This is a genomic window from Brachybacterium avium, assembly GCF_002216795.1.
GTDB classification, from domain to species: Bacteria; Actinomycetota; Actinomycetes; order Actinomycetales; family Dermabacteraceae; genus Brachybacterium; species Brachybacterium avium.
Genome location: NZ_CP022316.1, coordinates 2649021 through 2668267, shown reverse-complemented (window position 1 = coordinate 2668267; position 19247 = coordinate 2649021). Strand labels below are relative to the sequence as shown.

At 71.8% G+C, this 19247-nt stretch carries 18 protein-coding genes and 1 pseudogene; 7 read left to right on the top strand and 12 right to left on the bottom strand.

Annotation, left to right across the window (positions count from 1 at the left end):
• Positions 1–397: 397 nt before the first annotated feature.
• Positions 398–2023 (top strand): HNH endonuclease, encoded by a 1626-nt coding sequence (locus CFK39_RS11935; protein ID WP_089065648.1) that lies wholly within the window; start codon positions 398–400, stop codon positions 2021–2023.
• On the opposite strand, the gene CFK39_RS11930 is transcribed toward CFK39_RS11935, so the two are convergent.
• The 10 genes from CFK39_RS11930 to CFK39_RS11885 all read right to left on the bottom strand — a co-directional run bounded on the left by CFK39_RS11930 (position 2009) and on the right by CFK39_RS11885 (position 10968).
• Entirely contained in the window at positions 2009–3001 is a 993-nt protein-coding gene (locus tag CFK39_RS11930) for a ribonuclease HI family protein (RefSeq protein WP_089065647.1), read from the bottom strand. The genes CFK39_RS11935 and CFK39_RS11930 overlap by 15 nt on opposite strands.
• Positions 3002–3049: 48 nt before the next feature.
• A complete protein-coding gene (locus CFK39_RS11925) occupies positions 3050–4084 on the bottom strand; it encodes an alcohol dehydrogenase catalytic domain-containing protein (protein WP_089065646.1) in 1035 nt (344 codons plus the stop codon).
• An 80-nt stretch (positions 4085–4164) separates the two neighbouring features.
• Positions 4165–4626 (bottom strand): hypothetical protein, encoded by a 462-nt coding sequence (locus CFK39_RS11920; RefSeq protein ID WP_089065645.1) that lies wholly within the window; start codon positions 4624–4626, stop codon positions 4165–4167.
• Positions 4627–4674: 48 nt separating this feature from the next.
• Positions 4675–4896 (bottom strand): hypothetical protein, encoded by a 222-nt coding sequence (locus CFK39_RS11915; protein WP_089065644.1) that lies wholly within the window; start codon positions 4894–4896, stop codon positions 4675–4677.
• Positions 4893–6113: an ABC transporter ATP-binding protein gene (locus tag CFK39_RS11910; protein WP_157697159.1), complete on the bottom strand. Its 1221-nt coding sequence runs from the start codon at positions 6111–6113 to the stop codon at positions 4893–4895. Before CFK39_RS11910 ends, CFK39_RS11915 begins: the two co-directional genes overlap by 4 nt.
• The gene (locus CFK39_RS16275) at positions 6071–6505 is read right to left on the bottom strand and encodes a hypothetical protein (RefSeq protein WP_157697158.1); all 435 of its coding nucleotides are present in this window, start codon (positions 6503–6505) and stop codon (positions 6071–6073) included. The genes CFK39_RS11910 and CFK39_RS16275 overlap by 43 nt, the downstream gene beginning before the upstream one ends.
• A complete protein-coding gene (locus tag CFK39_RS11900; RefSeq protein WP_157697157.1) occupies positions 6502–7464 on the bottom strand; it encodes an ATP-binding cassette domain-containing protein in 963 nt (320 codons plus the stop codon). Before CFK39_RS11900 ends, CFK39_RS16275 begins: the two co-directional genes overlap by 4 nt.
• Positions 7461–7841: a GntR family transcriptional regulator gene (locus CFK39_RS11895; protein ID WP_089065643.1), complete on the bottom strand. Its 381-nt coding sequence runs from the start codon at positions 7839–7841 to the stop codon at positions 7461–7463. The genes CFK39_RS11900 and CFK39_RS11895 overlap by 4 nt, the downstream gene beginning before the upstream one ends.
• A 120-nt stretch (positions 7842–7961) precedes the next feature.
• Positions 7962–8978 carry a GNAT family N-acetyltransferase gene (locus tag CFK39_RS11890; protein WP_245822542.1) on the bottom strand — a complete coding sequence of 339 codons (1017 nt, stop codon included), beginning with the start codon at positions 8976–8978 and terminating at the stop codon, positions 7962–7964.
• 25 nt (positions 8979–9003) lie between these two features.
• Positions 9004–10968, bottom strand: coding sequence for a glycoside hydrolase family 2 protein (locus CFK39_RS11885; RefSeq protein ID WP_245822540.1), 1965 nt, complete (start codon positions 10966–10968; stop codon positions 9004–9006).
• 360 nt (positions 10969–11328) lie between these two features.
• Here CFK39_RS11885 and CFK39_RS11880 point away from each other — a divergent pair.
• A pseudogene (locus CFK39_RS11880) lies at positions 11329–12842 on the top strand (DEAD/DEAH box helicase).
• A gap of 69 nt (positions 12843–12911) precedes the next feature.
• Here CFK39_RS11880 and CFK39_RS11875 read toward each other — a convergent pair.
• Positions 12912–14468 carry a long-chain-fatty-acid--CoA ligase gene (locus CFK39_RS11875; protein WP_089065640.1) on the bottom strand — a complete coding sequence of 519 codons (1557 nt, stop codon included), beginning with the start codon at positions 14466–14468 and terminating at the stop codon, positions 12912–12914.
• 141 nt (positions 14469–14609) lie between these two features.
• Here CFK39_RS11875 and CFK39_RS11870 point away from each other — a divergent pair, with 141 nt between their 5' ends.
• From CFK39_RS11870 to CFK39_RS11855, 4 genes are all read left to right on the top strand, one after another.
• Positions 14610–14942 (top strand): ArsR/SmtB family transcription factor, encoded by a 333-nt coding sequence (locus tag CFK39_RS11870; RefSeq protein ID WP_089065639.1) that lies wholly within the window; start codon positions 14610–14612, stop codon positions 14940–14942.
• Between the two features lie 13 nt (positions 14943–14955).
• Entirely contained in the window at positions 14956–15912 is a 957-nt protein-coding gene (locus CFK39_RS11865) for a cation diffusion facilitator family transporter (protein WP_089065638.1), read from the top strand.
• Positions 15909–16238: an FAD-binding oxidoreductase gene (locus CFK39_RS11860; RefSeq protein ID WP_089065637.1), complete on the top strand. Its 330-nt coding sequence runs from the start codon at positions 15909–15911 to the stop codon at positions 16236–16238. The genes CFK39_RS11865 and CFK39_RS11860 overlap by 4 nt, the downstream gene beginning before the upstream one ends.
• Positions 16239–16302: 64 nt before the next feature.
• Positions 16303–17124 (top strand): zinc metalloprotease, encoded by an 822-nt coding sequence (locus CFK39_RS11855; protein WP_089065636.1) that lies wholly within the window; start codon positions 16303–16305, stop codon positions 17122–17124.
• 8 nt (positions 17125–17132) lie between these two features.
• On the opposite strand, the gene CFK39_RS11850 is transcribed toward CFK39_RS11855, so the two are convergent.
• Positions 17133–18104 (bottom strand): MsnO8 family LLM class oxidoreductase, encoded by a 972-nt coding sequence (locus tag CFK39_RS11850; RefSeq protein WP_089065635.1) that lies wholly within the window; start codon positions 18102–18104, stop codon positions 17133–17135.
• 106 nt (positions 18105–18210) lie between these two features.
• Between CFK39_RS11850 and CFK39_RS11845 the strand changes: the two genes are divergently transcribed.
• Entirely contained in the window at positions 18211–19242 is a 1032-nt protein-coding gene (locus CFK39_RS11845; RefSeq protein ID WP_089065634.1) for an LLM class flavin-dependent oxidoreductase, read from the top strand.
• Positions 19243–19247: the final 5 nt, after the last annotated feature.

The window sequence follows — 19247 nt, the reverse complement described above, 5'->3', positions numbered from 1 at the left end:
CGCGCGCGCTGCGCTGCCGACGGGGGTGCTCCTCATGCCCGCCATGGTCCCACAGGCGCGGCTCGGGCTCTCTGCTGTCGGATGATCCGGAGCCGACGCCAGGCAGGCGTTCGCCGTCCAATGCACCGAAAAAGGGGCGCCGACTATCGCGAGGACGGGAGCCATGCACATTCTAGGACAAACCCTTGACACGATCCACGAACGGTGAGTCGGTAATATTCTCGCGCCTCCCGGGGCAGCATGAAAGGCGACCTTTCCCTGCACATTCATCGCAGGACCGAGACGACGGTTCCTCCACAGTGGGCAGTCATCCACATTTTCCTCCACACTCTCGGGAATTATCCCCAAATTTCCCGTGGGGGTGACGCAGAATTTCGAATCTGCGTACGATCCAAGCATGGAGTCGATACCGAAGAGCAGCGGGGAACACCCCGGTGGGGAGACACCCCACCGGGACGTGGCCGCGCCCTCGGGGGACGTCCTCGAGGACGTGCTGAGCCGCCTCGCAGCGGTCGAGGCCAGCACCACCGCCCGCGCCGTGCTCGCCCAGGTCCTCACGGCGACCCTGCTCGCCTTCACCCGGACCAGCTCGGTGCGCGATCCACTGCCCGATACCGCCCCCGGCAGCGCGGAGGAGGCGCTGGCCGCCATGGCGGGCGTCGACCATCTGCGCGCCTCCCTCGCAGCGGTCGATGCGACCTGGCAGGTCGCGGCCGAGCAGCGGATCCGCCGAGATGACGCCGCCCAGGGGATGTCGGCCGAGGAGCAGGGCAGGGGCGCCGGGCAGGAGATCGCACTCGCCCGTCGGATCTCCCCGGCCGCATCCTCGTTCTCGCAGGCCAAAGCGCGCCGACTAGTCCAGCACATGCCGGGAACGGTGGACCGGCTCTGGTCCGGCGCCGTGACGGATCAGCAGGCCTCAGCCGTCGCCGGCGCTCTCGACGGGGCCGGGGACGAGACCTGCCGGCGGATCGATGACGAGATCCGGGAGCACCCCGAGATGCTGCACGGCAAGGGGCACCGGCGCCTCCAAGCAGAGATCCGTGCCATGGTCCAGAGGTTGGAGCCCGAGACGTCCCGGGAACGCGCGGAACGGGCCGCCAGATCACGGCACATCAGGATGACGCCGCTGGGCGACGGGATGGCCCGCGTGACCGCGACGCTGCGCGCTCTCGATGCCGTCGCCATGATGAACTCGCTGCACTCACGGGCTGAGTCCCAGCGTGCTGCGGGCGCCAAGACGTCTCTGTCCGCCCTGGAGGCCGATCTGCTCGTCGAGGACGTCCAGCACGGCGCCCAGGGCGGAGAGAACGCCGACCTCTCACCGCGCCCGCGTCTGCGGCCCGGGCTCGACATCGGCATCATCATCACGGACACCGCCCTGCTGGGGCGGGACGATGAGGCCGAGACCGCCCAGCTCGAGGGTTACGGCACGATCCCTGCGCACATCGTGCGGGACACCGTGGGCGGTCGCCCGCCGGGTCACCTGCGTCACGACGAGGGCGAGCATCCCGACGAGGAGGTCGCGGCCTTCTACCGCCGGCTCTTCACCGCCCCGCGCACCGGCGACCTCATCGCCATGGAGTCCCGCGCCCGGGCCTTCCCGGCCGGGCTCGCCCGGATGCTCCGCTGGCGCGACTCCACCTGCCGCACCCCGTGGTGCAATGCGCAGATCCGCCACAGCGACCATGCCCTCCCCTACCACCGCGGCGGCCCCACCAGCTTCGCGAACGGGCAAGGACTCTGCGCCCGCTGCAACCTGCTGAAGGAGCACGGACTCTGGGTCCTGACCCCGGTGAGCCGCACCGGGAGCGGCGACGACAGCGGCCCGGGCGACGATCCGCCCGCGGGGGCGGCACCGCCCGCCGCATGGATCTGGAACAGTCCCCACGGGGCTATGGGCATCTCTCCGACACCTCCGCTGATCACCCCGTGGCCGACGCCTCCGGTGGCGGTGGAGGAGGAACCAAGAGACGAGGAGCCCCAAGACTCCGCAGGCCCGGCGAGTTCACCGCCCCCGTAGGTCGCGGTGCGCGTCGTCGGCCCCGAAGGTTGCCGTGCCCTGATGATGGCGCAGCAGCCAGCGGTCGTTCTCCCTGACCCACAGGGAGCTGCGGTGCACGGCACCTCGCCGTTCATGCGTCGTATACTGCAGCAGCACCACGCCGGGGGCGATCTCGTCGGCGACGAACTCCTCCGCCTCGACGCCCTCCAGCGGGGCGAGGTGGGCGAGGATCTCGTCGCGGTCGTAGCGGCGCCCGCTGGTCCCGACCTCGGTGAAGGCGGGGTGCAGCAGTTCGGCGGCGCTCGGCGGGTCGGCGCGCAGACGGTCACCGAGCAGCGCCTGCTCCCTCACGGCGACCTGCTCGAAGTCGCTCGCACCCGGGCCGTCGGCCACCAGCACGGTCTCCTCGACGGCGGTCGAGCAGCTCGAGGCGGGCTCCCCCTCGGCCTGGTCGAAGAGGCTGAAGAGGTCGTCGGCCGGCGCAGCCGTGGACGATGCCCCTGGTGCTGTCTCGGATGCAACTCCCTCGCTGCCGCGATACCCGGGCCCCACCTGCGGGTCCTGCTGCTTGGAGAAGGCCGTGGCGGCGGCGTTGGCGCGCACGTCGGCCGCTTCGTTCATGGCGTGGCCGGAGTGTCCCTTGACCCATTCGAACTCGACGCTGCGCCCGGCGAGCGCGCGGTCGATGTCCTTCAGCAGCTCGACGTTCATCACCGGCTTGCCGTCCTTCTTGCGCCAGCCCTTGCGCTTCCAGCCCGGCATCCACTTCGTGACCGAGTTGATGACGTATTGGCTGTCGCACAGGATGTGCAGATGCTGGTCGGCGTCGACGGCGGTCGCCTCGAGCAGGTCGAGCACGGCCTTGAGCTCGCCCATGTTGTTGGTGCCGTGGGGCCAGCCGCCCGCACGCCAGGTGTCCTCGTCGATGTACCAGGCCCAGCCCGCCGGGCCGGGGTTGCCGAGGGCGGAGCCGTCGGCGGCTGCAGTGATGCTCATGGGCTCAATGCTTCCACAGCGGGCAGAGCGGGAGGACCATGCCGGGCCTCACACCCAGCGGGCCACGGTCATCCCGGCCGTGGTCGGCGGCCGGTCCATCGCGACCATCGCAGCGGGCAGCTCGGCGGCGTCGATGACGCGGCCGACCGTCCCGGACAGGTCCAGACGGCCCTGGGCGATATCGGCCAGCAGCGTGCCGTACTCCTCGACGGCGAGCCCGTGGCTGCCGAGGATCTGCAGCTCCTGGGCGATCACTCGCCCCATGGGCAGGGACGGGTCCGCGTCCTCCCCCAGCAGCAGCCCCACCTGCACGTGACGGCCGCGGGGCCGCAGCGACCCGATCGCGGCGCGCGCGGTCGCAGCGGAGCCGAGCGCGTCGAGGCTGACGTGGGCTCCGCCGCCTGTCGCCTCCCGGACGCTCTCGCCGATATCGGGCGAGCCGGCCAGGGCGGTCGCCCCGAGCGCCTCGGCGGCGGCGACCGCGGCCGGGGAGATGTCGACCGCGATCACCTCTGCGCCGGCGGCGAGCGCGATCATCACGCAGGCCAGACCCAGCCCGCCGCAGCCGAACACCACGACCTGCTCTCCCGGCCGGACGGCCGCCTGGGCGCGCACGGCGTGATGGGCCGTCCCCACGCGGCAGCCGAGCCCGGCGGCGAGGGTCATGTCGATCCCCTCCGGGAGGGTGACGAGGTTGTGCTCCGCCTCGACCACCATCACCTGCTCCGCCCAGGCTCCGGGCAGGTCGAAGCCGGGCTGGCGCTGGTGCGGGCACACCTGCGGGGCGCCGGCGCGGCACTGCTCGCAGCGGCCGCAGGCGAGGATGAAGGGGGCGGTGACCCGGTCGCCGACGGCGAAATCCGTGACCTCCTCACCGATCTCGGCGACCACGCCCGCGAACTCGTGCCCGGGGATGTGCGGCAGCTGCACCGAGTCGTCGTGCCCCTGCCAGGCGTGCCAGTCGCTGCGGCACACGCCGGTGGCGTGCACCGAGATCACCGCCCCGCGGGGCGGACAGACCGGGGCCGGCACCTCGACCAGCGCGGGCGTGGTCCGGAAGGCATCGAAGCGCACTGCTCTCATGGGGCCATCCTCCCGCAGCCCGGTCGGCGCGCGCCCTCGCGTCCGGCCCGGGTGGAGGGAGCATGCGGCCGATCACGAGGTCACGCAGCGCGCGCCCAGACCTCGCTCCGCCACCGCAGCACGAGCAGACCGCCACCGACCAGCACAGCCCCGGCGACCGCGAGGACGATCCAGGTCACCGACGCGGCGACATCCACCACCCCCACCCGCGCCAGGAGTGCCCGGGCGAGCATCTGGGCTCCGCCGCTCACGGCCATCACCACGACGTACATCCCGAGATAGGAGATCAGCGCTCGCGCCCACATCACCGTCGACGAGCTGCGCAGGGCATCGCGTCCCACCCAGATATGCGTCCACAGCACCGCGGAGGCCCACACGACCAGGTTCTGCCAGTACTCGAGGGTCGGGACCGACAGCGAGAGCCCACCGAGGCGCATCCGCTGCAGAACCGCTGGATCATCGCTCCCGAGGTGCGGCCCCACCAGGATCACGAGCGCCGCGATGAGCAGGAGCCCCAGCTGGGAGAGCAGCACGAAGCGCACGCGGGCACGGACGTGGTCCGCCCGGGAGATGGCGAGGGTCCCGCGGAGTCAGTCCTCCCTCGCCGGGTCGGGTGAGGCGGCGGCGACAGGCACCGCGACGGCGAGCAGGATCGGCACGAACCCCCAGCGGCCGAGCTGGCCCAGCGCGACCAGCAGCACCACCATCGCGACGACACCGCTCCCCCACAGCAGCGGTCGCTGCAGGGTGAGTTCGAGGCGGAAGGCGCGGTCTCGAGGCGCCACCGGCTTCGGTCGCCCCACCGTGGTCATGAGCGGTCCTCCGGGTCGGTGCGCCCGCTGACGGACGCGAGGGTGACGCTGACCAGTTCGACCAGGCCCGGCTCCCGCAGTGCCGTTCCCGGTGGGAGCCCGACAGCGTCATCGACGCCGATCAGCGTCTCCGCCTCGCCGCGACAGGTCACCACGAGGTGGCCTTCGAGGAGCTCGTGGACATCGCCCTCGAGCACGGTCCGCCCCTCGTGCAGCACCACCAGGCGGTCGACGAAGCGATCCATCCCGTCGAGGTCGTGGGTCGAGAGGAGGACCGAGCGGGCGTCGTCCGCAGCGATCCGCTCGCGCAGGCGGTCGATCAGCTCGGTGCGCGCGAGAGGATCGAGCCGGGCGAGCGGCTCGTCGAGCACGAGCAGCTGCGGATCCGTCGCAAGCGCGTGGGCGAGCGAGAAGTGCGTCGACTGCCCCGTCGAGAGGGACCCGATCATCGTCCTGCGGCCGATCCCCCGCGCTCGGAGCATCGCCGTGAACCCACGGGGATCGAAGGGATCACCGAGGCGGCGATGCAGAGCGATCACCTCGCGCGCCGTCCACTCCTCGGGGAGGACCGGGGCATCAGGCACCACGGCGACCCCCGGCGGGCACGCGTCCTCGGGCGGTCCGACAGCGCTCCCCAGGACGTCGATCGAACCGGACGCGGGACGCAGCGCACCGGTGAGCGTGCGCAGCAGAGTCGTCTTGCCCGCTCCGTTGGTCCCCACCAGTGCCGTGACGTGCCCGCGGGGCGCGGTGAAGCTGACCTCATCGAGCACCGGGGTCGCTGCCCGATATCGACTGCGCGGGTGCGGGACGGCGACGCTCAGGTTCTCGACGCGGACGGCGTGCGGAGGTGAGCCGCCGATCGCAGGCTGCGCCGGCCCTGGACGCTTCATGCCGCCACCGCCCCCCCGCGCCGCAGCTCCCGAGTCCAGCAGCCCGATCCAGGTGCGCACCCGACGGCGCAGCACGAGCACGAGCACCCCGCTGACCACCAGGCCCGCCGCCCCGGTGAGCAGGTACGGGAGCAGCGGGTCGCCGGACAGGCCCGTCATGCCGATGGGGAGGGCGAGTCCGGCGCTGAGCAGCCCCGCGCCGAGGTAGACCAGGCAGGTCACGACGGCCGCCGCCGCCCCGGGACGGCGCGTCACGCACTCACCGCCGACCACGATCGCCGTCAGGAGCAGCACCAGCACGCTCTGCACGGCACCGACCAGCACGAGCACGACCTCGGAGAGCCCGGGGGCCCGGAGACCGTGAAGGTGGGGCCGGGTTGGATGCTCGCCCCCAGATCCAACGTGGCGGCGACCAGGAGCCAAAGCGAGGTGGTGAGGATCAGCAGGGCGGATTCCACGGCGATCAGCGCGACCCTGCCCCGCACCCTGTCGGCACGGGCGAGGCCGAGGCTCGCGCGGAGCTCCTCGCGCTCGATGGTGTCGCCCCGGCCGTAGCGGTACCAGGCCAGCGCGGCCCAGATCGGGAGGACGGCCATGAGGGCGTCGGACCCCAGCACCGCCACGACCAGGCTCAACAGGCACAGCAGCAGGGTGGTGGCGAAGCGCCCGCTGTTCAGGCGCAGATCCATGGCAAGAGCCTGTCGGGTCGACATCATGCGGCGCCCCTCCTCGAGGTCGTGGCGGCGGGCGGCGAGACGGCGCGCAGCCAGTGGGTGACCAGATCGTGCACGCCGGGCCGGCGCAGGTCCGCTGCGGGAGGCAGCCCGGCGGCCTCCTCGAGGTGCACCAGTGCACGCAGGGTCCCGCCCGTGGTCACGGCTCCGATCAGGTCCGGGGCGACGGCGTCCTCGTTCCCGGCCGCGCGCTCGAGCAGGAGGAACTCGTCCCGGAGCCGCTCCACCTCGCCCTCGAGCACCGTCCGCCCCTGAGCGATGACCACGAGGTGGTCCACGAAGCGGTCCATGCCCTCGAGGTCGTGGGTCGCCAGCAGGATCGAGCGCCCGTCCTGCGCCATCAGGGAGCGCAGCTCGTCGACCAGGTCGGTGCGGGCCAGCGGGTCCAGCCGGGCGAAGGGCTCGTCGAGGATCAGCAGGTGGGGGTCCTGTGCGAGCGCCGCGGCGATGGCCAGCTGAGTGAGCTGGCCGCGCGAGAGCTCGCGCACGGGGCGACGCTCGGGCACCCGGTGCGCGGTGAGGTGGGTGCTGAAGCGGGGGTGGTCGAACTGCGAGGCCGTCGCGGCGTGGGCGCGAGCGAGGTGGCGCGCGGTCCACCGCGCGGGGTACGCGGGCGCGTCCGGCACCAGGGCGACGCCGGCAGGGAGTGCAACGGTCGCGGGGCCCAGCGCGGTCCCCAGCACCTCGATGCTCCCGGCGGCGAAGGGCAGGGCGCTGCTGAGGGCGCGCAGGGCCGTGGTCTTCCCGGCACCGTTGGCGCCGACGATCGCCGTGACCTGCCCGGCCGGCACGGTGAAGGTGAGGTCGCGGACGGCCTGCAGCGGCGCTGCGTAGGGGCGTTCGCGAGAGGGCAGGTGGACGGCGAGGCCCTGCACCGTGGCCGAGGGCGTGCCGGGGCCCTCCGGAAGGGCATGCTCCTGCTCGCTGGGCATCGTGCTCATCGGTCGTCCTCCTCGAGAAGCCCGGCGAGGCGGTCGCACAGCTCCTCGTCGTCGATCCCGGCAGTGCGGGCGGTGCGGAGAGCCTCGGCGAGCGCGTCGTCGATGCGCCCCAGGGCGCGGGCGCGCAGCTGTTCGGGCTGTTGGGCGCGGATGAAGACGCCCTTGCCGCGCACGGCGTCGACCAGCCCGTCGGCCACCAGCTCGTTGTAGGCGCGGGTGGTGGTGATGACGCTGACCCGCAGGTCACGCGCGAGGGCACGGATCGAGGGCAGTGCTTCCCCCGCAGCGAGGTCTCCCTGCAGGATCTGCTCGGCCAGGCGGGCACGGATCTGCTCGTAGATCGGTTCCGGAGCGGAGGGGTCCAGCCGGAGGTGCATCCTCACCACTCCTCCCGTGCTCGGGTCGGGACGACCAACTGCTCTTACTGTACATATCCACTATGTACAGCAAGGGTGGTCGGGGTCAAGGGAGCGTTCCGGAGGACGAGCCGCCGCTGGTCAGCCGACGGGCTTCTCGAAGGTGGCGTACACGGCGTCCCGGGCGAAGCCGAGCGCGTCGTACAGGCGCGTCGCGCCGGTGAGGGACTCGGCATCGACCTCGAGCTCGGCGCTGGAATACCCCTTCTCCGCCGCGGCGGAGAGGGTGCGGGCGATGACCGCGCGTGCGAGTCCCCGACCGCGGGCCTCGGGGCGGGTGCCCACCAGGGCGATGTGCAGCACGCCCGGCTTGTCCTCCGAGGCGACGACATAGGCGAGCACGGTCCCGTCGGCGTCCAGCGCGATGCTGGCGAGCTCGCGCCGCGCGGTGTGCGAGAACCACCAGCGGTTCCAGCGCTCTGCGGAGACGGGCGCGGAGCCCCAGTGGTCGGCGAAGGCGGCGAGGTGGGCGAGGCGGGTCGCCTCGGAGTCCTCGTCCGCAGGGGCGATCACCCGCACCTGCTCGCTCTCGATCTCCGGCAGAGCGGCGCCGGGCAGCTCACGGAGCATGACCAGCCAGCTGCGAGCACGTCGGTAGCCGCGGCTCTCCAGCAGCGGGCGCGCATCGGCGCCCCCGGTCAGCGGGGCGTCCTCCGGCTCGTCCACGTCGGGGTCCCGTCCGCCGGCGGCACGGAAGACGGCGACGGCGCCGGCGGGATGGCGCTCGGCGGCGAGCTGCGCGGCGCGCTCCTCGGCCCAGGCGAAGAGCGAGGCGCCCAGTCCCTGGCGGCGATGGGCGGGATCCACGCCGCCCATCAGCTGGCAGCGCACCCGGTCGTCGCGGTCCAGGGAGGTGTGGACGTCGACGACGGTGAAGGCGACCAGCGCGTCCTCGTCGCGGACGGCGAGGGTGTCCCGCTCCAGGTCGAGCCCCGGCATGGTGAGCAGCTCACGGATGCTGACCTCCTCGGCGGGCTCGCCGAGCTCGTCGGCCGCATCGATGCGGTTCAGCAGCGCGGTGAGCGCGGGCGCATCCTCGAGGGTCAGCGGGGTGCGGGCCAGCGGGCGGTCGGCGAGGGAGATGTTGGTGGAGGTCACCGGACAAGTGTAGGGAAGCGGCGCATCAGGCCTCGCGCTCATACGCGGCGACCTGCTCCTGGACCGCACGGAGCCGGGCCAGGTCCAGCTTGCGACCGCGTGCGAAGTCGACGATGCCGTTCTTCTCCTGGAACACGTCGGTCATCTGCGTATAGCAGTAGCCGAACATCAGCGGGTCCTCGAGCAGCACCCGGGTGAGCCCCTCGAAGCGCTCGTAGAGCTCCTCCTCGCTCCGCACCCGCTCGCCATAGCCCCAGGACGCCGCGGCGTTGTTGCCGGCCCGCTCGGCCGCCTCGGCCTCGCGGGCCTCCTGCGCGTTCCACCAGATACCGCCGTACTCGGAGACGAAGTAGGGCTGGCCCGCGAAGGGCAGCGAGAAGGTGCCGTCGGCGAAGGGCATCTCGTCGGGTGCGAGCTCGCGGCGGTTCGCGTACGGGGTGCCGTCGGCGAGCCCGGACTGCTCGGCGCGGAAGCGCCGAGGATCCTGCTCGTAGGAGTGGGAGTCATAGAGGTCCGCGCCGCGCACCCGGTGGGAGTAGCCGGAGGCGTCGAGCACGGGGCGGGAGGGGTCGGCGAGCTTGGTCGCGTCGTACATCGCCTGGGTGACGTCGTCGAGCTGGGTGAGACGGTCGTGGCGCACCTGGTGGGTCTCGTTCAGCGGGCACCAGCCGATGATGCTGGGGTGGCTGAGATCCCGCTGGATGGCCTCGACCCACTGGCCGATGAAGGAGGCGGTGGGCTGCTGGTTGTCCCCCATCGGCCCGAACCCGGAGGCCCCCCAGTCGCCGAACTCGCCCCAGACGAGGTATCCGTGCAGGTCCGCCCAGAACAGCATCCGCTGCTCGAAGACCTTCTGGTGCAGGCGTGCCCCGTTGAAGCCGGCCTCCAGGGCGAGACGGATGTCGGTGGTCATCGCCGCATCACTCGGGGAGGTCATGAACGTCTCCGCCCAGTACCCCTGATCGAGCACGAGGCGCTGGAAGACCTTCTCGCCGTTGAGGCGGAACTCGTGATCGCGCAGGGTGGCGGCGCGCAGGCCCGCGTAGGAGCGGACCTCGTCCAGCACGGCGCCGTCGGCATCCAGCAGACGGGCGGTGAGGGCGTACAGCTCGGGCGCGCCGGGCCCCCAGATCCGCACCTGGTCCGCGGGGATCACCAGCTGGAGGTGCGGGGCGAGGTCGAGGTCGGCGCGCACCTCGGCGCGGGCGACATCCTCCCCGCCGGGGACGGCGGCGATCACCTCGAGGCGGGTGCCGCGGGTGGAGCGGGCCAGCGGCGCGGTGACCGAGAAGGCATGCTCGGCCAGCGACGGGATGAGGCGCAGGCTGCGAATCTCGTCGCGGGGCACGCCCTCGAGCCAGACGCTCTGCCAGATCCCGGTGGTGCGGTGGTAGCTGGCGTGGGTGGCGTGGAACCAGGTGGACTGCTTGCCGCGGGCCTGGGGGACGTCATGCGGGTCCCGGGCACGGACCACGATCTCGACCTCGCTGCCGGGGCCGAGGCCGGGCACGGCGGAGAGATCGGCGGCGAAGGGGGTGAAGCCGCCGCGGTGGCGGGCCACCTCCATTCCGTCCGCCCATACGGTCGCGTCGTGGTCGACCGCCTCGAAGCGCAGGATCGGGCGCAGGTCCGTCCAGTCGGCGGGAACAGTGAGGGTGCGCCGGTACCAGACGGCGCCCAGGAAATCGCGGTTCCCGATCCCGGAGGCCTCGGTCTCCGGGGCGAAGGGGACGGTGATCGTCTGCGCGAGCTCGCGCTCGAGCAGGCCGCGCTCCCGCCCGGAGTCCCCCTGATCGATCTCGAACTGCCAGGTGCCATTCAGGCTCAGCCAGGCGGGGCGCTGCAGCTGAGGGCGCGGGTGCTCGGGGCGGGGGACGTCGACGGCGGCCGACGGCGGGGCGTCCAGGACAGCGGCGAGCTCCTCGGCCCGGGCCACGAGGGCAGAGAGTGCAGCGGGCAGAGCGGGCTGGGCGGGGGTCTGAGCGGGCACGGGCTGCTCCTCGGCTCGGGATCGACGTCGATCGGATGCCCTCATTCCATCGCACGCAAGACATTCCTGCAACGTCGTAAATAAAGCTGTGAACTACGGCGTGCACGGTGGTATCTCACACCGGCACGGCGAAGCGTCGCTCCCCGGGGCACCTGCGGCTACTCTGAGCAGCAGTGCCGTCCTCCCGCCGCGGCACAGGTCCCGAGCGGACAGCCCCGATCCGGCCCGACGCCCCGCGTCGCGCTCGCTGGTCGGCCGGCTCCGCTGCGGTGACAGCGTCGGCCGAGGATCGTTGCCCTGTGCAGCGCTGCGCGACGACGCCCCGGGTGGGATTGCACCACAGAGAACGGATCACCCTTCGTGACCACCCCTGATTTCGCACGCCTCGGCGTGCCCCCCGTCCTGGTCGGCGCCCTCGCGCCCCGGGGCATCGTCGAGCCCACCCCGATCCAGGCCGCGACCCTGCCGGACTCCCTGACCGGTCGCGACGTGCTGGGCCGCGGCCGGACCGGCTCGGGCAAGACCTACGCCTTCCTGCTGCCGCTGGTGGCCCGCCTGATCGCGGAGCCCCGCCGTCGCGTCGCGCGTCGTCCCCGCTCCCTGATCCTCGCACCGACCCGTGAGCTCGCCTCGCAGCTCGCCGACTCGCTGCAGCCGCTCGAGGAGGCCGCGGGCCTGCGCAGCGCCGTCGTCTTCGGCGGTGTGGGCCAGAACCCGCAGGTGAAGGCGCTCGCCGGGGGCATCGACGTGCTCGTGGCCTGCCCCGGCCGTCTGCTCGATCTGATGAACCAGGGCCACGTGGACCTCGGCGCGATCGAGATCACCGTGATCGACGAGGCCGACCACATGGCCGACATGGGCTTCCTGCCGATGGTGCGCAAGATCCTCGCGAAGACCCCGCCGAAGGGCCAGCGGATGCTCTTCTCGGCGACCCTCGACTCCGGCGTGAACAAGCTGGTCAAGGAATTCCTGCACCAGCCCGTCACGCACTCCGCAGATCCGGCGACCAACTCCGTGGGCACCATGGAGCACCACGTGCTCGAGGTCTCCCCCGCCACCCGCTTCGACGTGCTGCGCGACCTCGCCGCCGCGCCCGGCCGCACCATCATGTTCACCCGCACCAAGTACGGCGCGAAGAACCTCGCCCGCAAGCTCTCCGCCCGCGGCGTGGATGCGGTGGACCTGCACGGCAACCTCTCCCAGAACGCCCGCACCCGGAACCTCGAGGCCTTCGGCTCCGGCACCGCGACGACGATGGTCTGCACCGACATCGCCGCCCGCGGCATCCACGTGGACGAGGTGGCCCTGGTGGTCCACGCCGATCCGCCCGTCGAGCACAAGGCGTACCTGCACCGCTCGGGCCGCACCGCCCGGGCCGGCGAGTCCGGCACCGTGATCACCGTGCAGATCCCGAGCAGAAGCGCGATGTCAGCGATCTGATGCGCAAGGCCGGGATCCGGCCCACGCACCACGCCTCGGTGACCTCCGCGAGCCCTGTGCTCGTCGAGCTCGCCCCCGGTGAGCGGGTCGAGACCCATGAGCCGCGCCAGCCCGAGCCGCCCGTGGACCAGGCGCGCCTGAACGGCGAGCGCAGCGGCGGTCGCGGTCGCGGCGGCCGGGGCGGGCGTCCGTCCGGTCAGGGTCGCGGCGAGGGCCAGGGCTCCCGCGGCGGCCGCCGCGGCGGCCAGTCGGGTCAGTCGGGCCAACGCGAGCAGGCCGGCGCGGGCAGCGGGTCCCGCTCCGGCGGTCGCGGACGCTCCGGCCAGGGTCGCTCCGGCGGCCGCCAGGGCGGCTCGACGACCACCTACTCCACCTCGAGCGGGGAGCGGGGCTCCGGCGGGCTCGCCGCCTTCTCCTCCGGTCGCGGTCGCTGAGCGGACCGACCCGATAGCCACAGGACCCCGGTATACCTCCCTCGCGGGAGACCTGCCGGGGTCCGCTCGTCAGCGCAGCTCGCGCTTGAGGATCTTGCCGGTGGAGGTCATCGGCAGCTCCTCGTCGATGACGATCTCCCGCGGGTACTTGAAGTCCGCCATCTGCCCCTTGGCCCAGTCCCGCAGCTGGTCGGGGGTGATCGTGGCGCCGTGCTCGAGGATCACGTGGGCCTTGATCTCCTCGCCGAGGCGCTCATGCGGCACCCCGATCACGGCGACGAGGGAGACCTGCTCATGGGTGAGCAGCACCTCCTCCACCTCCCGCGGGTACACGTTGTAGCCGCCGCGCACGATCATGTCCTTGGATCGGTCCACGATGAAGTAGAAGCCCTCCTCATCCCGGCGCCCCAGGTCGCCGGTGCGGAACCAGCCGTCCCGGATCACCGCGGCGGTCTCCTCGGGGCGGCGCAGGTAGCCCGTCATGATGTTGTGGCCGCGCACCACGATCTCGCCGATCGCTCCGGGCTCGCTGATGCGGGCCCAGTCCGGGTCGGCGGGATCGATGAGGTCCATTTCCACTCCCCACACGGGCAGCCCGATCGATCCCGGACGCGGACGGTCCGCGAGGGAGAAGCTGGCCACCGGCGAGGTCTCGGAGAGGCCGTAGCCCTCCATGATCGAGATGCCGAGCTTGTCCTGGACGCCGCGCAGGATCTCCACCGGCAGCGCCGAGCCCCCGGAGACGCCGAGCCGCAGATGGTCGGCGAGTTCTCCGACCTCGGCCTCGCCGTCGGTCAGCAGGCGCAGCAGGGCCCACCACATGGTGGGCACCCCCGCGAAGACGGTCACCCGGTGGGCGAGCAGCGCCTCCAGCGCCTGCCGGGGTTCGAAGCGGGGCAGCAGCACCAGCGTGGCCCCCATCGAGAAGCCGGCGTTGAGGTTCACCGTCGCCCCGAAGGTGTGGAACAGCGGCAGGGCGACCAGGTGCACGTCCTCTCCCGGCTGGGAACCGAACAGGCGGTTGCAGGTCAGGGCGTTCATCAGCTGGTTGGAGTGGCTGAGCTCGGCGCCCTTGGGATGCCCGGTGGTGCCGGAGGTGTAGAGCACCACGGCGGTGTCGGTCTCGCGGCGCTGCACCGTCTCGAAGCGATCGGGCAGATCCGCCACGGCCCGGGCGAGGGTGGGAACACCCTCGTAGGGGCTCTCGGTCCGCGGATCGGCGGTCAGGAGCACGACCTGCGGGGGTCGGGCGGCGGCGCGGGCTCCCTCGACGACGAAGCGGCCGATGGGGAGCTCCTCGCTGCCCTCGAAGGCCAGCACCACGGAGACCTCGGCGTCATCGAGGTAATAGGTCACCTCACGGGATTTGTTCAGCACGTTCAGCGGCACCACCACCGCCCCAACCTTGAGGATCCCGAAGTAGACGATCGGGAACTGCGGCAGGTTCGGGCAGCTCAGCGCGACCCGGTCCCCGGGCTCCACACCGAGGGAGACGAGCAGGTGCGCGACCCGGTTCGCGGCGGCGTCGGCCTGCGCGTATGTCAGGGATGTTCCGCCCAGCACGAGGGCGGGACGCTCAGGGACGGTGCGGGCGCTGTCCTCCAGCACCACGGCGAGGTTGTACATGCGAGTCCTTTCCGGACGACGGTGTCACGGAGCCACAGCATAGAGCCGTCCGCCCTCGAAGTACCTGGTACTCGCAGCGGAGGTGCCGCCTCGACACTTCGTCGATTGCGTGAGTGACGAAGTATGGGAGAGGATGGCCCCATGACCGCTCCTCCCGCTCCGCCGCCCACCGAACCGCAGCTCGCCGCCGCGGCGGACACCTTCTCGATGCTCGCCAGCCCTGCCCGGCTGCATCTGGTGTGGCTGCTGAGCTCGGGCCGTTTCGATGTGGGAGAGCTGGCCGCACGGGTCGGGCTCAGCTTGCCCACCACCAGCCAGCACCTGCGCAAGCTCCGGTTGACGGGCATCGTCTCCGCGACCCGCGAGGGGCGGCACAGCTACTACACCGTCGAGGACCCCCACGTGGTCGAGCTGGTGGAGCAGATCTTCGAGCACATCGCCCCCGATGGCTCGCTCGCCCCCGATCCCCCGTGAAAGGCCCCCGCACATGACCGCCCGAGCCGATCTGCGCCCGTACGCGTGGCTGTCGATCATCACCGCGATCCTCACCATCGTCCTGAAGACGAGCGCCTGGGCGATGACGGGCTCCGTCGGGCTGCTCTCGGACGCCGCCGAGTCGACCGTGAACCTGGTCGCCGCGGTGGTGGCCCTGATCGCCCTGACCGTCGCCGCCCGTCCGGCCACCGAACGCTTCCTCTACGGACGGGCGAAGGCCGAGTACTTCTCCGCCGCGGTCGAAGGGCTGATGATCTTCGTGGCCGCCGCGGTCATCATGGTCACCGCGGTCGAGCGATTCATCCACCCTCGGCCGCTCGAGAACCTCGGCCTCGGCCTGCTCATCGTCGTGATCGCCTCGCTGCTCAACGGCGGCGTCGCGCTGGTGCTGCTGCGCGTCGGCAGGGAGCACAACTCGATCACCCTGCGGGCCGACGGAAAGCACCTGATGACCGACGTGGTCACCAGCGCCGGGATCCTGATCGGGGTGGGGCTGGTGGCGCTGACCGGCTGGGAGCGGCTCGATGCGCTGGTCGCCTTCGCCGTGGGTGTGAACATCATCCTCACCGGGACCGGCCTGCTGCGGGAGTCCCTCTCGGGGCTGCTGGACGGGGCCCTGCCGGACGAGGACCACGAGATCATCACCGAGGTGCTGCGCCGTCGCACCGACGGCTCCATCACCTTCCACGGCCTGCAGACCCGCGAGGCCGGGCAGCAGAAGTACATGAACGTGCACGTGCTGGTGCCGGACGACTGGACGGTCAAGGCCGGCCACGACTACATCGAGGACCTCGAGGACGAGCTGCGCGAGTGCCTGCCGGACCTCACCGTGCTCACCCACCTCGAACCGATCTCCGACCCGGCTTCCTACGAGGACATCCCCGCGCAGCACGTGCCGATCCACGGCGACGACCACGATCCGACGAGGCCACCCGAGGAGGCCCCATGAGCCGCACCGAGCCCACCGCCCTCGAGGCTCTCGCCACCCGCCTGCGCGAGGTGCTCGGCCAGGACGCCGTCACCGCCTCACCCGTGAGACCGGCACCCCGGTGGTGCCGCGCGGCGCACCTGCCCGCCCCGATCCTCGGGGCGGCCGACGAGGTGGTGCGGGCGGCGCTCGACCTCGGAGGGACCATCAGCGGTGAGCACGGCATCGGCACCGCCAAGCAGCACTGGCTGGACCTCGAGCTCTCCCCCGCCTCCCGGGAGCTGCAGCGCCGAGTGAAGGCGGCCTTCGACCCGCGCGGCCTGCTCAATCCCGGCAAGGCGCTCTGACGCGAGCCGGGAGAGCAGGGCCGGTGGCCGTGCGCTGCTGCGCGAGCGGGGGCAGGATGACGTCATGGTGACCCAGCGCACAGATGAGCAGTCCGGGACGTCCACCCGTCCCCTGCTCCTGAACAACCTGGTGGCCGCGCTCGTCGCGAGCACTCTGATGATCTTCCTGCACGAGCTCGCCCACCTCGTCACCCATCTCGCTCTGGGACATTCCTCGACCCTGTATCCCTTCGGAGTGATCCAGCTCGACACCTCATCGGAGCGCGGCCAGGTGGTGATGCTCCTGGCCGGGCCGGTGTTCAGCCTGGTCACCGGTCTGCTGATGCAGCTGTGGACCCCCTTGCGGGCCCGCGCGGACCTCCTGCATCTGATGTGGTTGTGGTTCGCCTTCGTCTCGGTCCAGGAGGGCATCACCTACCTGTGCCTGACCCCGTTCGGCGCCGGGGACACCGGGCAGGCCGCCCAGCTGCTCGGGCTGCCCGTGCCGTTGCAGTTCGTCGCTTTCGCGATCGGCATCGGCGGCATGTTCCTCAACGCCCGGGCCTTCGCCCCGCACATGGCGCGCCATGCCGGGGACAACCCGCGTCTGCGCAATGCGATGACGCTGTTCCCCTGGCTGTACGGGATGGCCGTCTCGGTGCTGCTGAGCATCCTGTATCTCACGATCAGCCCGGCCGAACTCCCGGCGTCCGCCCAGATCGCGATCCTCGCAGCCGGGACCTCGCTCCTGGTCTTCGCACCGATGGCGCACATCTTCTCCCGCTCCGTCACCGAGGTGCCTCCTGAGCCGCTGCGGCTGCGCCCCGTCCCCATCGGCGGCCTGGTGGTCCTGGCGGTGCTGGTTGCAGGCAATATCATGCTGAGCTTCGGGCTGTCGCTGGGCTGAGCGGGCGCTCAGCCGTTCAGCAGGTGCATCAGCTCGCGGTCCGAGACGCTCTGCGCCTCTCGGTCGTAGGTCACGCCGGTGGCGAGCACCTCCTGCGCCCCGGTGCGCTCGAGCAGCTCGTCCAGCCGCCGGCGCACGGTCCCTGCCGTCCCTGCCACTGCGGCGTCCAGGCCGCGCTCCACCCGTCGGGCCTCCCGGTCGCTGCTCGGTGCGGCGCGGATCCGGGCCACCGGCTCGAGCGCCTCGAACACCCCGGTGCTCCGGGAGCGTGCCATCGCCCAGACCTCCGGCAGGGCCAGCTCTCGCGCCTGCTCGTCGGTGTCCGCGATCAGGGCGTCGACCGAGACGAGGACCTGCGGGATGCTGCCCCGATGCGGACGGAACCGGCGGCGGTAGGAGGCCAGCCGGTCCGGCAGCTCAGAGGAGTCCAGGAACGGGCCCCCGATCACCACCGGCAGGCCGAGCGCCGCGGCAGTGTCCACCCCGGCACCGGTCGCGAGGACGAACAGCGGCACCTCGGGGGAGCCCGTGGGTCGTGCCGTCAGGGCCGCCGAGCCCTCGAGGTGATCCCGCAGCTCGAGGATCTCCTGGGCGAAGGCGTCCGGGCTCGCCTCCAGCCGGCCAAGGGCGTGACGGACCGGCTCGGTGAACCCCAGCGATCTGCCCAGACCCAGGTCGATCCGGCCCGGGTGCAGCCCGGCCAGCATGCGGAACTGCTCGGCGACCACCAGCGGCCGATGGTTCGGGAGCATCACTCCGCCCGAGCCGAGCCGGATCTGTTCGGTGCGGGCCCCGATCGCCGCCAGCAGGACTGCCGGAGAGCCGCTGGCGATGCCCGGCACCGCGTGGTGCTCGGCCACCCAGAACCGGTGGTATCCCAGGTGCTCGACGTCGATCGCCCGCTGGACGGAGTGCGCCAGGGCCGTCGCCTCCGAGTACCCGTGGCGGGTGCGCGAGCGGTCGAGCAGGGAGAGCCTCATGCCGTGATCAACGCCGGCGGTCGCGATCTGCTTCCCGATCCCGCAGTCGACTACCTCTCACCTCCGGTCCGACCATGCCGAGCGGGCCCTGGATAGCCTGAGCAGTATGAATGCTCCTCATGTGCCGCTGTCGATCCTCGATCTCGTCTCCATCTCGGAAGGGATGAGCACCCGTGAGGCGATCGACGCCTCGATGCAGGGTGCACGCGCCGCGGACCGTCTCGGCTACGAGCGGTACTGGTTCGCCGAGCACCACAACACCAACACCCTCGCCTCCAGCGCCACCTCACTGCTGATCGACCGGGCGGCTTCGCTGACCGAGCGGATCCGCGTCGGCTCCGGCGGGATCATGCTGCCCAACCACTCCCCCCTCGCCGTGATCGAGCAGTTCGGCACCCTGGTCCAGTTCCACGGGGATCGCATCGACCTGGGCCTGGGCCGTGCGCCGGGCACCGATCAGCTCACCGCTCAGCTGCTGGCCCGCACCTCCGCACAGCCGGCCGCCTTCCTCTCCGCCGTCGAGCAGATGAGGGACTGGTCCCGGCAGGTCTCCAGCGGTTCCTCCCCCATCACCGCGGAGGTCGCTCGCGGCACCGAGGTGCCGATGTGGATCCTGGGCTCCACCGCCAACGGCGCCCGTCTGGCCGCACAGCTGGGCATGCCCTTCTCGGTCGCCTCCCACTTCGCACCCTTCCAGTACCTGCACGCGCTGGAGGTCTACCGCGACAATTTCGACCCCGACGCCGAGACCGCACAGATCTCGGCTCCCCGCACCATGGTCGGGGTGAACCTGGTGGTCTCCGAGACCGACGAGGAGGCGCAGCGGCAGTTCACCACGCTCCAGCAGATGTTCATGGGAGTCGTGACCGGGCAGCGGCAGAAGATCCAGCCGCCGCGCCCGATCGAAGAGGTCGCCCCGGCCCATCTCGTCTCCCAGATCGATCAGACCCTGTCGATCAAGGCGGTCGGCTCCCCCGCCACCGTGGTGCGCCAGCTGGAGGAGATCGTCGCCGCCACCGGTGCCGACGAGCTCATCCTCACCGCCTACTACTTCGACCCGGCCGATCGACTGCGTGCCCTCGAGCTGCTGGCCGAGGCCTGGGGGCTGGACGGCACCGCGGTGACCGCGGCGCCCTGAGGTCG